Source organism: Rhodopirellula sp. J20-39, assembly GCF_057365095.1.
In genome coordinates, this window is the sequence record NZ_CP195123.1 from 6,406,199 (window position 1) to 6,420,451 (window position 14,253).

The following is a 14,253-nucleotide window of genomic DNA, read 5'->3' on the forward strand; positions in this document are numbered from 1 at the left end:
CGCGGACTTGCTTGCTGCTCGAAACGACTCAAACAGCAAGTCTGACTACTGTGACCAAGCCAGCTCAGGTTCCTGGAAGTCCAGGCAAGGCGGCGGGCATTTCACCGGGAAGACCGGGCATTTCTTCAGCCGCCGCTGGCATTCCGAAACCGGGAAGCACGTGGCCTCCGTTGGGATCTTCGGCGTCTTCAGGCTCTGGCTTTTCAACATCAAGCCCAGCCAAATCACCTAGCACCAGTCGCTGATTTTGAAGCATATCAAGCCACTTCACACGGTCGTCCAACATGTCATCGTTGACCGTGGTCATGACGCCTTTGACCTGTTCAATCCAGGCTTCCAAAACAGCCTTGTTGGGCTGAGCAACCCCCGAAATCAATCCGCTTGGCTTTTCAGCAAGCTCGCCTTTCCGCGATCCGGTGGCACCACGCAGCAACTGCTGCAAAAGATCAGTCAGGTACCGACGTGAGATGTCCACTTCCGGCGGTTGGGGTTTAGCGGCGGGCACCATGCCCATCATCCCCATGCCCATCATGTCCATCCCCATCATATCCATTCCCATGCCCATCCCCATGTCGCGTTCCATGTCCATCATGTCCATTCCCATACCCATGTCGCGGTCCATGCCCATCCCCATCTCGCCACGCATGGAGCGAGCACCGGCCATTTCATTTTCAGCGCGAGCTTCATTGCGCCGGGCCTCTCGACTTTTCTGCAAGAAATCCCTTGGATCTGGCGGTTGAGTGGACACAGGCGCCGGACGCGTCAGAGCTTCCAGACGTGCGATTTCCGCTTCGGTTGCCTGGAAGGCTCGCAAGGACCACTTTTGCAAGATAGTGGCGGGGTCTTTTGCCTGTTCTTGCAACCCTTGCTGGAAATTGCCCAATTGGGATGCCGAGTACAACGCGATCACCTCGCTTGCATCTTCAGTTGTGCTAATGCTGATCAACTGAGTGGCCAAAGAAGCGTCTCGCGGATTGCGAAACAGATCCAGCAAATCGACTGCAAAGCGTTGCAAGTACGCGTGTGAATCGGGATCGCGAGAAGCAGGTGGCTCAGACGCCAAAAGCTTGTTCATTGCGTCAACAAGCTCTTTCTTCTGAGCCGCTGTCATGACGGGGAAAGCCAAATTGGCATATCGATGCAGCCCGATCAGCGCGGCCGCACGAACGCCATCCACTTCGGTTTCGTCGTTGTACAACTTCATCAAGATCGGGAAGCTGTAGCTCAACGGCAGCGGCGGACGGCCATTGGCGATATCGAGCGGACGTGCATTGATGCGTGACAAAGCACTGATGGCATTAATACGAGCGGCGGGAATAAATTTCCCCTCAGCGATCGTTTTCATTCCGATAAACGTGCCCGCCAGCAGGGTTCGTGTGCCGGCACCTTCGCTACGCTGGACTCGCTCCAAATTCTTGAGCAAGCCGTCAATGATCTCAGGCATTTCAGGAAGCGATTCCGGCTGGGTTAGCTTCCAGGGGATGTATTTCTCCAAATAGAACTTGGCCATTCCCTGCACCGAACCTTCTAGCTTGGCCAGGTCTCGCGTGGTGACCAATTGCCCCGCCGCTCGTTCAAGCTCCGCTGCTTTCCTGGGATCCTTGAAGGGCTCGTAGGCTTTATCGAGCTCGAAAGTCGGATACTTCTGAGCCGATGCAATCCCGCCGACGATCCACCAAGTGACCAACGCGGCCATCAACGTCCAACAAACGAGTCGACGCTTTCCCAGTGATTTTTCGACGTCAAACACTGCAACCGCGGATGTACGACAGAAGCCGCATCGGTGTTGCAGGGAATTCGAGGGCGAATTGGACGAGGGGTGAGGGTTCAAATGCAACAGAACACCTAAGCAGCAGAGAAGAGAAGAAAACGGCGGTACGACAACACAAGTTGCGAAATCGAACGGCGGCCTCCATTATTCACCGGCAAGGCGGACTACGTCAACGAAATTCAGCGATTCCGAGGGACTTTTGCAAAGCCGACATGCAAAATCCCGGATCCACGACGCCGAACGTACAGTCGCAGTAGGCATAAAAAAAGGCGAGGCCGATTCCGAAGAACCGACCCCGCCTCGCACGGGGGGACGCTTAATATCTTGTTGTGATTCATGGTGCCGCTGGCGTTCCCTCGACAACAGAACCTTAGTCCCGATCTCACCCGAGTCGTGCGGAACCTGAGGATTTCAGAGCGAATCGGTGGACGCCGAGGGCCGCCGTGTCAGGTTGTAACGGTCACGCAAAATGTGCGGTTTAAATTAGACCGATTGGCCAAGGGTTACCCATTTTCCGGAAGTCTTCTGCCGCTTTGCATTGATTCCAAGGGGGATTTTGCCGATTCAAACGGTTGGAGGGGGGCCTCCGTCACGGAAGGATTTCCGTCGAAGTGCTGCGGCATCGGTTCGCTACAGCTTTTGACGAAGAGAATCGGGTGCGATTAATACCGCCAACCTTGCGTGTCCATTTCATCTTTATTTGAAACGGAAGCGACGGACTATGTTACGGATGAACATCACTGATTTGGTACTGGCTGGCAGGCGTTCGGGTTGGGTGGCATTAAGCTTGGCCTGCCTCGCAACAACCGTGGGCGCCGACCAAGCGAACGGCCAACGTCCCGTTGTGCCGGGTACCGGAGTTGAAATCCAGGGTGTGGCCGACGATTTCGAGGACCCGAACTGGCGATACATCTTCAACAATCCTAAAAGCACTGAAGACATCGACGAAAACCAGCGGGCACCGATGGGCAAAAGCACCAACGGACGTTGGTACGAAGGCATCAAACGAGGCCATCCTGACGTCGTTCAACGCGTCCCTACACCGGCGGGCGGCCTGCCCGGCAGTAAAGGATCGCTGTTGATGCGAAGCAAGTTTACTGGCATCCCCGGCCGCACCAGCGGCACGATGCATCAGGACGATTTCATTTGCAACGTCCAGTACCGGCTAAAACGGCGCATCGATGTATCGGAAGTCCCCAGCGTGACGACTCGCGTCTTCCTACCACCGGTTGCGGAATGGGAAAACCGATCCGGACCGCACTTCGGTTTCCGCCTGGCATTGGAAACAACCGCGATGATCGAACAGGAAACCGGTTTCTTCAAACTCAAAAAGAAGGAACTGGGTAACGAGATCTACTGGCCCGGCATGTTCATCGAATTCGAGAGCAAAGATCAAACCCGCAAAGCAGACGACTACGCCTACTTGCGAATTCGCGGCAACAAGAACGGCGGCGACTTCCGCGGTCCTCAAATCACCACAACCGGTTGGTGGACTCTCGGACTGAGCTGCACGCCTGACGGCATGGTTCACTACTATGCCTCGCCGGGCATCGACGAGCTGGATGAAGACGACTACATCACCAGCCAGTTTCCTTACAGCTACCAAGCCGAGCGAATGCGAACGTTCTTCTATAACGTCTGCAGTGCCGACGACGGGCAACGCTGGAGCACTTCATTCATCGTCGACGACCCTAAGGTCTACTTGGTTCGCCCCAAAGGCGGCATCCAGACCGCAGGCCGAGCGACTCAACAGCGACGCACTCGCTAATTCGTTTCGCGAATCAATTTCGCGAAATCTAGCGGACGCGAACACCTTCGATACGGAAGATCGCGAAGTGACTTGCACCCTTCGGGCCCACGCCCGGAGGGTATTTGTATTGAACGGGGTCGAAGATGAACTTGCCCTCGACCGTAACCGGGCGAGTCACAAAGTCGGTCGTCTTACCACCTTGCATTTCGACCATCACACAGTCGAACAAAGCTGCACCAGGACCAAAGCAACACTCCTGGTTGTCTCGAACCAAAACGAACTCTGCGATGTCCGTTTCTTTGAACAGGGTGCTGGGCAGGATATATCCACGCAACTTCACCTTGCGTCCATCGAGAAACCGAAGTGTTTCTGATAAACGGGTTTCGTCGAAGGCTTCGTCTTTCTCGATTTCAAACTTCAAATCGTCGAAAGTGATGTCGCCTTTTTCCAAGTCCGCCTTGCTGGACTTGCGAACCTCGACCTTCTCTCGACCGGCGGCTTCCCCTCGCATGATCGCGCGGCGTTGCTCAGCGATCGACGGACCTGGCTTGGTTTCATCGGCGACGACAAAGCCGCCACCGAAACAACCGATTGAGATCACGGCGATGGCACTGGCGAACGTAAGTGATTGATGCCAGCCTTGCTTGGAGTGTTTCATCAGACCTGGGTCGCTATTTGTATTGGTCGACACGCATTTTGTAGAAGAGCGGCTTATCGAAATCGGTCTTCTTTTGCGGACGATTGACTTTAAAAGTGCCAGCTAACTTGCGTTTGGTCATTCCTGCTCGGACGGAGTTGCCCGCTGGCAGGGTGACTTCAATCATGTCGCTACTTTTGGGTTGGCCACCGAAGCAGCACGTCCCTAAGTCCGGCACCAAGATGAACTGACGCAACATCCCGCTGCCGCTACTGGGGTGGATGTAGCCTTTCAGAAAGACCGGATCGCCGTCAATCTCAAGTGCCAGTTCCGTTGGTACATCGGGCCCATTGTCGGGTGCCTGAAGCTTGAAAAACTGAACGCGTTCATAGCCGTCGGGCACTTCCGTTAAGTAAATGTACGTGTGCTGCGTCACGCCGCCGATAAAGAGCAAGCTACATCCGATTAGGCCCGTCATCGCCAAGCCATAGCCGCTAAATTCGTCCGGATAACGCTTGATCGCTCGCAGTGCCAATACAGCGAACACGATCCCAGGCACCGCCAACACCAACATGGGCGCGAACGTGGGCATCAACCCGGGCAACGCCAGTGCCAAAAACACAACCGAAACGACAGCCCCTCGGCTAATCGCCTTGTAAGGGAAATCAGCAGAATCGGACGCGGCGGAAAGTTGAAGGTCAGCGGACATGGCGTGTCGTGCGAACGAAAAAGGGAAACGAGGACGATATCACGCCGGTACGCGTTCGGACGACGATGGGTTCGCAGCACCGTTTCCCCCACCCGGTCCCGCCGCTCCGACTCGCCAAAGATGCCGTCCTTATTGCAACTGCGGCTTCACTTCCGCGGCTGGCTTAGGGACAGCAAAGAAGGTGTTGGCTCGACGGACGCTCTCGGGATCCGCCTTCTTCAACTCCTCCATCGCAGCAGCAGCCTCTTCCGTGGGGCAAGCCCGCATGTAATTGATCACGGGCACGCGAACCCAGTTGTTGTCGGCATCCGCGGCCAGAAACAGTTCTTTCAGCTTTTCAACTTGGCTCCAATCTTGCCACCGTGCCAAGTCGGGGATCACCAAATCGGCCAGATCGTCGCGATCCAGGATGTAATGCAGCGACTCAACCAGGGCACTTCGAGCGATCACACCGCCCTCAGTACCGTGAAAGCGAATCGCCATGATCGCGGCGTAGGTGTCGGCGTAGGACGCGTTCTTGTTAACCAAAAACTGCTTATTGATCAGATCCAACCCCTCTTCCCCGGCCAGAGTCAGGTAGCAGGCGATCAGTGCATCCAGGCCAGTTCGAGCGGATTTTTGTGTGCTGAGCAGCATGTCTTCGAGCAGCGGCAAATCAGCTTTGGTCCCGCAAACACCCAACATCGTCAGATACAACCGCTTGCGGTCAGGCGACATTTCCTGGTCCCCAATCCACTTCAGCAATTGGTCGTGATCCATCTCGTCTTTGATTTGCTGAACCGCGGCATAAGGAGCGACCGCGAACTCGTCATAAGCATCCCGCGACAGCATCGAATCCTCGTCTTCGAGATACTTCATATAGAAATGAAGCCGAGTTGCGTCGTCTTCTTTGGCCAGTTCCGGGATTTTGCTCACGTACACTTCCGCCCGTGGCGTCAGCGGCAAACACGACCACTGCATGTCTTCTGGATCGACTCCCGACAACAAGAAGCGGCGTCCGCGTGCGACGTCGCCAAAGTAAATCGCCTTGACGTCCTGGCCGACCTTCACATGCTCGCCGCCCTTCAACACAGCCTCGATTTGCATCGTAACTTCGCCGGTATCGGTGTTACGCGTCGCATCGCTCTGGGTTGCCGAGGCGATCACGACGGCGTCCATCGCCTCCATTTCCTGACGCAGGGTCTGGGCCACGGCGCTGCAAAACGGGCAGGCCAAAGCGGTGACCGCAGGCACAATGGCCATCAGCCCGATTACCAGCACGATCGGCAGCATGAAGATGCGAGAGAACCGAACTGAACAAAAACGATTGAGTACGACGGGCATAGGAAATCGAATTGGGTAGGCGGCGAAACGAAGCAGGATGGCAGGCGGGGAATCAGTGGGTGAGTCAATAGAACATAAGGCAGATTGGTACGAACAGTCCGCCAGGTAAGTTCTGGCGATTCAGAACGCCAAACTCCCAGAATTCGCATTATCAGGACTCTTCAACCCAGGACTCCCGTTAACCCCGGTATCTCTTTGGTGTAGCCGGTCCGGTGCCAACAGTCCGGCAAGATCGGGACTGATGACAACGGGCAGGTTGAAACCTGGGGCACGGAAAATTCGCGGGTTCCAAACTGCCACTCGACGAAGCAGCCTGACGAAGCAGCCTGACCGACTCAACTTGGCTGATCAATTCGATCATGCCGTGAATCGATCTTGCCGAGGAGCATTGTAGAGGTTGTGGAGATTCAAGCGAGACGAGTTTTCACTCGTCAAATCGCATCTGCGTTGGACGCATGCTAATCGCATCGAGCACGCGTGCGCCATGTCCACTATCAGCCAGAAGCTCGACCGGATGAGGCCGAGACCAGCAGGGTTTCATCAAACCAAACGTGCTTTCGACACGTTCTCGGCCGAAACCGCGTTATCGCAATTGCGATCCTGATGGGTAGCCGCTGGAAGCTCCGGTGCTGCCTGGCGTGTAGCCGGTGGGCTGAACGCTATCGGAAAGCGTTGTGCTTACCGGACTGCTCGTGCTGGCGGCAGGGTTCGATGCTGTTTGGAAGCTAGGGGCCGGAGCGGAATTCGACGATGCCACAGTACCTGAAATAGGCGTCGACAATCCCTGGCTGGTCGCCGTTGCACCGGATGTCGCGGAGGCTGGCACCGGATCGCTAGCAGCGGCGTTCGGTGCGGGAGTGCTAGGCGGCAAACCGATGGCGGCCAAAGCCGTCGAAGCGGCGGGCATGGCATAAGGACTGCTTGACGCCGCACTTGTCGTGCTTGATCCGGAAGACGCTGACGGACTTGCCGAGATGCTCGATGGCAGGGTGAACCCACCCCCGCTGCTTGAAGCGGATCCGCTCGCTGGCGACGGGCTACTTGCCAATCGTGATGGCGTCAACGAATTCAAAGCAGGCAACGCAAATGACGAGTTGCTCGGTGTTTGCGATGTGGATTGGCCGCCAAGGCTCGTTGGCGATTTCGCGACGGTGTTGGCCGAAACGGAACTGGAAGGCGTTCCCAGTTGATAACCCGATGGACCGCTCGTGCTTGGCTTGGGTGCCGAAGCGATTTGATTCGATCCGGCGGTGGTCGATGGCGTGTTCACTGGAGTACCGCTGGCGGCGTAGCCATTCGCCGAAGCCGCAGCGTAACTAGGCGCAGTGGAACTGGACGGCGTCGCCGAGGCTGCACTGCCGGATCCGGGTAGCGAATAAGACGGTGGAGCCGCCGAACGGTTGCCCGCCAATGCGTATGGACTGGCGCCGGGTACACCGGGCATTGAAGGGGATTCAGGCGTGGTATCGCGTGCTGGCGCTGTGCCACCGGCAATCGATGCAATAGCCTCGGGAGTCGCTTTGGACGAAGGAGGCGTCGGATAGGTCAAGGTTGGACCGGAACCTGCCAGCATCGCGGCGGAAGGCTCGCTGCGTCGACCAAACATGTTCCAACTTGGCTTCCCGCTGCGGCAGCCCGTCGAGAATACAGGCGTAGCAACACAAACGGCCAAGAGCGATCGATAGATCAACTTTCTTCCGTGCTGTTTTTTCGTGCCAGCGTGTTGAGTTTTCACGCCGGTTTGAACCTTCGATCCAGACAGAACCTGGCTCGAAGCGAGCTGAACGGGTTGGTTGTGACTTTGTTGGTGCATCATATTCGCGCCCTCTGCGTCGTTTTCGCATCCTCTGCATCAATCAATCGTCAACTCAGTCATCTGTGCTCACATCCAAAACGATGGGCAGACTGATCAACGATGGCTTAACGCGGAATTTGAATGGGAAGCGGATTCATTCTGTATTCAAATAGACATCCATCCCCATTCATCGACCGTGTCAGGCCGGAAATCGAGCAAGATCCTAAAAATCAGTGCATTCGAATGAATCGGAACGCGGCTGGTGGTAGAAGTTTTTCGCCGGTCACGTCAATGCCAGCTTTCAGCCAAAGTGACATCTTGCGGACAACGTCTCTGCACGACCGTCCACCAACCAGTTGGAATAGAGAGTGGCGGTGACACAGATAAGTTGGCGGCTACCAAATTTCCAACTCGATCGTTTGACCAGGTTGCGGACGCTCGATCAACGCATCAGAAAACGCGGGCGGCCCCAACTTACCGCGAGCTCCCCGACTGAACCCGTAACGCTCCGTGGGAATGCCCAGTTTGTTGCGGTCCAGTTTTCCGTTGTCATTTCGGTCGTGGTAGACCGCGATCGCAAATTTTTCTGATTGATCGGCCAGAGGTATCTCAGCGAAAATGGGACCTTCGCTGACCGGGGCAAACGCTTTCTTCCACGTCGCCTTTTCAACTTGGTTGAAATTTTCCTGGGAATCGTAAAACGCCACGCGAATTTGGCCCGTTTCATCCGCAGCACCGCTAATTTGCAGCACCGCTAATTGGCCGGTCTGATCTAACGCCGCCGCTGACGCGGGAGTGGCTCCGCCAGAGTCAACATCAATCAGTTGCGTCCGGACGCTATCAATCGCTTCGGATGCGGGAAACGTGGGCGGCTGGAATTTGTTTTGCTGGTAATACAGAAACCCCGAGCCTGCCAGAAAAACTAAACCTGCAAAGATCATCAATTGAGTGCCGTGATTCTCTTTCCACTGATTCGAATAGGCTTTCCAAGAATTGTCACCTCGATGACTGTCCGCGACACGCTTATTGGGATTCTTGGTAGTTGCCGCGGTCGGGGCCGGATCAGACGGGGAGTTGGTTGCGTCACTCAACGAAATGCCTCTGGGAACAGGGAGACCAAACTCGAATTGAAATCAGATAAAAATTCGGGTTCAACAAGTTAACGGATCACTGCATCTTTCGCGAACTCAACTGATGTTCTAAACTGCTCCGACTCGCCGATCAATCTCGATGATATCCCCCCTCGTGATGGTGGCGACCCTTGCGACTGCAAGCTGTGAACCTGGTCAGGCCTTAACTGGAGCAGCCATAAACGGTGCCGCTTTGTGTGAGGGTCGCCTCCAACGCGTGGGGGGATTTTTTTTAATCGCCAGCAGCCCCTAATCGCCAGCGGCCCCACCTGCTTATGTCCGAAAACTCGGCAAATACTGGATCTTCGGGAACCCCAAATAAGCAGTCTGCCGCCACCGATGGCTCCTATGTTGTAGTGGCTCGCCGGTATCGACCACGAGATTTCGATCAACTGGTCGGCCAAGATCACGTCGCTAGAGCTCTTCAGGGTGCCATCGAGACCTCTCGAGTTGGTCACGCATACCTATTCACCGGTGCTCGGGGGGTGGGCAAAACCAGTACCGCACGGATTTTTGCCAAAGCCCTAAATCATCCCGATGGGCCGACCGCTAATCCGGACAGCGAAAGTGATGTCGCTCAAGCGATTGACTCGGGTGAAGACGTCGATGTGATCGAAATCGACGGTGCCAGTAACCGCGGGATCGACGAAATTCGCTCACTCCGAGCCAACGTTGGCGTTCGACCGAGCCGGTCACGCTACAAAATCTACATTATCGACGAAGTTCACATGCTGACCGGAGCAGCGTTCAACGCGCTGCTCAAGACGTTGGAAGAACCGCCCGAACATGTGAAGTTCATTTTTTGCACGACGGACCCGGAAAAGATTCCGATCACGGTCTTGAGCCGTTGCCAGCGATTTGATTTCGCGCCGGTTGAAAGCAGCAAGATCGTCGGCCGATTGCGAGAAATCGTCAAAGCGGAAAACGGCACCGCCGAAGACGAAGCACTCGAACTGCTTGCCCGACGTGCAGCCGGTTCGATGCGTGACAGCCAATCGCTGCTCGAGCAAGTTCTCAGCTTCAGCGACGGCCACCTCACCGCTGAGCAAGTCCACGTCATGCTCGGCACTGCCGACGACCAACGCTTGCATCGCCTCGCCGAAGCCATGCAACGCCGTGACGCCGCAGACGCTCTCAACCAAGTCGACGAGGCCATTTCAGCGGGCGTCGACGCGGGTCGCTTAACCGAACAAATGTTGGGTTACTTCCGCGACCTCATGACCGTCAGCGTTGGCTGCGACGCGTCGTTGATGCGGTATGCCGCCGTCTCGATGCACGACTCGCTATCGCAATTGGGCCAACAGTGGGGTCTTCAAACGGTATTAGCAATTGTCGGCCTGGTCGACGAAACCTTGGTGCGAATCCGGCACAGTGTCCACGCTCGCGTGTTGTTGGAATCAACGCTCATTCAGATTTGCCACCTTCCCGATTTGCAAGCGATTGTCGACTTGACGACTGCTGCGGGCGCCGCATCAAGTGGCGCATCGAGTGGCGCAGGCGAAAAAAAAAGCAGCTAAGTAGCCCACCGGCGAGCGCCGTCAGAGAACTGGCCCCGACACCTACCTCGCTGGCACCCAACACGCCTGCTGGGAATACATCAGCTGCAAGTGCCTCGGTTGCTACCCAGTCAAACGACTACATTCCGGCAACTGGCAATGCGTCTGCCAGCGGCGTCCCGGCCGCCTCGACACCAACGGCTCCATCCGCCGAAACGGCCGCCCAATATTCCGCCGCGCTGGCAATGGCCAACGGTGCTCCAGCCAACCCCGCACCAAGTGGCTCGGCACCGACCAGCCCCGCAACCACTCCGGCGTCCTCCAGTGCCCCAGCTTCTGTCGGTACGGCAGCCACCAGCGGACAATCTGAATCCGCGCCCGCAACAGCCAATCCCAATGCCGAGCCGATCACCGAAGCGGTCCTGCAGGCGACCTGGGAACAAGTGCTCGATGAGATCGATCCAATCACGGCAACCTTGGTCCGTGCAACCGAACGCGTCGATTCGCCCGAACCGGGTGTCGTGCGACTGACATTCCCCGAGTCTTCGGCTCTGGCACTGAGCCGATGCGGCTCGCCGACGAACAAGGAAGAAATCGTCAAGACAATCGCTCGCGTGACGGGCAAACAGGCCTCGCTGGTCTTAGCCACAGGCACCAAGTCCAAACCGGTCGCCCAGGCTGCACCTAAGCCGAAGGCCAAAAACCGGATGCAACGAATGGCGGAGATCGAAGCGAAGCCCATCGTGCGTGCCTGCATCGAATTACTCGGTGCCGAGCTGGTCAAAATCGACACCCCGCGACGTTGAACCTATGGCGCCATTGATCTCATGGGATAGTGACCAGTCGCCGGTCTAATCGATCCCGCACTCCAAGCAGTCCCACACTACCCACTGCGACACATCTCCATCGGGCCGCACCCAAGTTCCACAGCTAGACGGCATGTTTCGGATCGAAACCCGAGTCGAGTTCCGCTACCTTTAAAACCTTCTCCACACCGCCAACGCTGTTTTTCGAAATTAGGAAATCAATCATGTTCAAAGGACTCGGCAATCTCGGCAACATCGCGTCGATCATCGGTAAGCTACAAGACCTACCTGATCGCATGAAGGAACTGAACGAACAAATGAAGTCCGAACGCGTGACCGCCAGTTCCTCGTGCGGCCACGTTGTGGTGACCATGAACGGCGTCGGCGAAGTTCAAACCGTTGCAGTGAACCCTGCCGCACTGGGCGCAGAAGGCAGCCAAGCTGTCTCGCACGAAACACTCGGCCAAGCCATTCAGGACGCAACCAACCTAGCGGGCGCGGAAGCCAAGCAACTCTACGCCAGTGCAGTCAGCCAAATGGCAAGCGATCTGGACATCAACCTTCCTGGAATGGAAGGCCTTCTATCTAGCTTCACCGGCGGCAATGGATGAGCGGACACGCAGGAGCGGTTTCCCAGCTAGTGGATCGCCTGAGCCAACTACCTGGAATTGGTCGCAAGAGTGCTGAACGGCTTGCCTTTCATTTACTAAGAGTTCGCGAGGAGGACGCCCTGGCCTTGGCCGACGCGATCCGCAAGGTGCGTACGGACGTTCGGTACTGCGCCGCTTGCTTCAATCTTTCAGAAAACGAGCTTTGCCAGATCTGCGCCGACCCCAAACGGGACGCCAGTCGGTTGTGCATCGTCGAGCAACCCCGCGACCTGCTCAGCCTCGAAATGTCGGGTGCCTACCAAGGCCTGTATCACGTCCTGCTCGGCCGCATCGCTCCCCTCGATGGGATCACTCCCGACCAACTGACCATCGAATCTTTGGTCGATCGGGTCCGAGAAGGAAATTTTTCGGAAATTATTATGGCGACCAATCCGACGGTGGAAGGCGACGGCACTTCGCTGTATTTGTCGAACCAGTTAAGCGAGTTTCCCGTACAAATCACGCGTTTAGCGAGGGGAATCACTGCCGGAAGCGTACTCGAATATGCAAATCGAGAGATAATTGCGGATGCGTTGACGGGCCGACAAAAGCTATAGGTTCATATTTCCCGCTTAGGTTGGCATTGCATTCGCTGTACAATGCAACCACGCGTTTCCAAATAGCTTTTCCATACAAGAAATACTCCCATGCGGATGTCAGTGGGGCTACATGCCCGACAAAGCCAGGTGCAAAAACTGGCTCCACGGATGATTCAGTCGATGGAAATCCTGCAAATGCACGCGCTCGCGCTGCAGGAACGCATCGAACAGGAGATGAACGAAAATCCACTCCTGGAACAGATGACGGGAGATCCGCTTTCGCCTGACGATGATGGCGACGATGCACCCAGCAAAGATGCTCGCAGCGAAAACGAAAAAGAACTGGTTGTCGATAACGATCACGACAACAAGGACGATTTCGAACGTCTCTCAAACATGGACTCGGAACTACCGAGCACATTCGATGATTCGTTCCGTCAGAGCGCCAACCGAATGTCCGAGGAGGCTGACCGCCGCCACGACATGATGGCGAACGCGCAGTCTCGTCCAGAGTCGCTCAACGACTTCCTTTTGCATCAGCTCGCTGAACTGGATATCGACGACGACGTCGAGCAAATTGCCGAACGAATCATTAGCACTCTGAATGCATCCGACGGCGGCTACTTACGCACGCCGATCGCGGACATGCTTCCCCCTGGACATTCCAAAGAAGACCTTGCCCAAGCCGAAGAAGCACTGCGGATCGTGCAGTCGCTTGAACCTTCCGGAATCGCGGCCCGAGATCTAAGCGAATGCCTGATCTTGCAGCTCGATCCGAAGATTCCTCACTTCGAACAATTGCAAACCCTGATCCGTTCGCACCTGAACGATCTAGCCGAAAACCGTTTGCCGCAAATTGCCAAGAAGACCGGATTTTCGATCGAAGACATTCAAGAGCTTCGTGAAGACCTGCATTTATTGAATCCAAAACCAGGTGCCGCGTTCCTGGAAACCTACGTACCCAACGTCACACCCGACATCATCCTGGAGCAGGACGACAACGGCGAATATCGGGTTCGTCTGGACGATGATCGCGTACCGAATCTGTTCATCAGCGAATACTATCGCAGACGTTTGCAGGCGTCGGACTGCTCTACAGAAGAACGCGAGTTCATCAAACAAAAGATCAACGGTGCACAATGGCTGATCGATTCAATCGAGCAACGTCGCAGCACGCTGACCAAGGTTGCCGAAGCCATCGTCGAACACCAGAAGCGATTCCTCGATGAAGGCCCTGAAGCGATCGAACCACTGAAGATGCAACAGATCGCAGACAAGGTCGGTGTCCACGTCACCACCGTCAGTCGAGCTGTCGACGACAAGTGGATTCAAACGCCACGTGGAATCTTGCCACTGCGACGGTTCTTCGTCGGCGGAACTCAAACCGAAGACGGCGAAGACGTCGCTTGGGACACGATCCGGTTGAAGTTGCAGGAATTGATCGACAAGGAAGACAAAAGCAAACCGTTTAGCGATGAAACCTTGGTCGACGAACTTCGCAATGCTGGCATGACGGTGGCACGACGTACCGTGACCAAGTACCGCAAGAAAATGGGCATCCCCAGCAGCCGCAAACGCCGCGACTGGACCTTGAACGCGACTTGATCCATGCGGCTCACACACGCGAGCCACATTGGTTCATAAAGC

General features: G+C 56.0%; 12 protein-coding genes and 1 other RNA gene. 7 read left to right on the forward strand and 6 right to left on the reverse strand.

All coding sequences use genetic code 11. The features are described 5' to 3' along the window. Window positions 1-64: 64 nt before the first annotated feature. Window positions 65-1,696 (reverse strand): hypothetical protein, encoded by a 1,632-nt coding sequence (locus ACR3ZL_RS23355; protein ID WP_486173004.1) that lies wholly within the window; start codon window positions 1,694-1,696, stop codon window positions 65-67. Between the two features lie 805 nt (window positions 1,697-2,501). Between ACR3ZL_RS23355 and ACR3ZL_RS23360 the strand changes: the two genes are divergently transcribed. Then, a complete protein-coding gene (locus tag ACR3ZL_RS23360; protein ID WP_473650684.1) occupies window positions 2,502-3,539 on the forward strand; it encodes a hypothetical protein in 1,038 nt (345 codons plus the stop codon). 28 nt (window positions 3,540-3,567) lie between these two features. On the opposite strand, the gene ACR3ZL_RS23365 is transcribed toward ACR3ZL_RS23360, so the two are convergent. From ACR3ZL_RS23365 to ACR3ZL_RS23385, 5 genes are all read right to left on the reverse strand, one after another. Then, a complete protein-coding gene (locus ACR3ZL_RS23365) occupies window positions 3,568-4,179 on the reverse strand; it encodes a DUF3299 domain-containing protein (RefSeq protein WP_473650683.1) in 612 nt (203 codons plus the stop codon). A gap of 13 nt (window positions 4,180-4,192) precedes the next feature. Further along, on the reverse strand, window positions 4,193-4,867 hold the full coding sequence (locus tag ACR3ZL_RS23370) for a DUF3299 domain-containing protein (RefSeq protein ID WP_473650682.1): 675 nt from the start codon (window positions 4,865-4,867) through the stop codon (window positions 4,193-4,195). A gap of 129 nt (window positions 4,868-4,996) precedes the next feature. Then, window positions 4,997-6,190, reverse strand: a complete 1,194-nt coding sequence (locus ACR3ZL_RS23375) for a hypothetical protein (protein WP_473650681.1) — start codon at window positions 6,188-6,190, stop codon at window positions 4,997-4,999. Between the two features lie 583 nt (window positions 6,191-6,773). Then, window positions 6,774-8,006: a hypothetical protein gene (locus tag ACR3ZL_RS23380; RefSeq protein ID WP_473650680.1), complete on the reverse strand. Its 1,233-nt coding sequence runs from the start codon at window positions 8,004-8,006 to the stop codon at window positions 6,774-6,776. 374 nt (window positions 8,007-8,380) lie between these two features. Further along, window positions 8,381-9,076 (reverse strand): DUF2141 domain-containing protein, encoded by a 696-nt coding sequence (locus ACR3ZL_RS23385; RefSeq protein ID WP_473650679.1) that lies wholly within the window; start codon window positions 9,074-9,076, stop codon window positions 8,381-8,383. 159 nt (window positions 9,077-9,235) lie between these two features. Here ACR3ZL_RS23385 and ffs point away from each other — a divergent pair. The 6 genes from ffs to rpoN all read left to right on the forward strand — a co-directional run bounded on the left by ffs (window position 9,236) and on the right by rpoN (window position 14,211). Beyond that, window positions 9,236-9,330, forward strand: an RNA gene (gene ffs, locus ACR3ZL_RS23390) — signal recognition particle sRNA small type. Window positions 9,331-9,390: 60 nt separating this feature from the next. Next, a complete protein-coding gene (gene dnaX / locus ACR3ZL_RS23395) occupies window positions 9,391-10,632 on the forward strand; it encodes a DNA polymerase III subunit gamma/tau (protein WP_473650678.1) in 1,242 nt (413 codons plus the stop codon). A gap of 224 nt (window positions 10,633-10,856) precedes the next feature. Beyond that, window positions 10,857-11,417: a DNA polymerase III subunit gamma/tau gene (locus ACR3ZL_RS23400; RefSeq protein ID WP_473650677.1), complete on the forward strand. Its 561-nt coding sequence runs from the start codon at window positions 10,857-10,859 to the stop codon at window positions 11,415-11,417. A 224-nt stretch (window positions 11,418-11,641) separates the two neighbouring features. Continuing rightward, the gene (locus tag ACR3ZL_RS23405) at window positions 11,642-12,028 is read left to right on the forward strand and encodes a YbaB/EbfC family nucleoid-associated protein (protein ID WP_473650676.1); all 387 of its coding nucleotides are present in this window, start codon (window positions 11,642-11,644) and stop codon (window positions 12,026-12,028) included. Then, the gene (gene recR, locus ACR3ZL_RS23410; RefSeq protein WP_473650675.1) at window positions 12,025-12,624 is read left to right on the forward strand and encodes a recombination mediator RecR; all 600 of its coding nucleotides are present in this window, start codon (window positions 12,025-12,027) and stop codon (window positions 12,622-12,624) included. The genes ACR3ZL_RS23405 and recR overlap by 4 nt, the downstream gene beginning before the upstream one ends. A gap of 90 nt (window positions 12,625-12,714) precedes the next feature. Next, a complete protein-coding gene (gene rpoN, locus ACR3ZL_RS23415; protein ID WP_473650674.1) occupies window positions 12,715-14,211 on the forward strand; it encodes an RNA polymerase factor sigma-54 in 1,497 nt (498 codons plus the stop codon). Window positions 14,212-14,253: the final 42 nt, after the last annotated feature.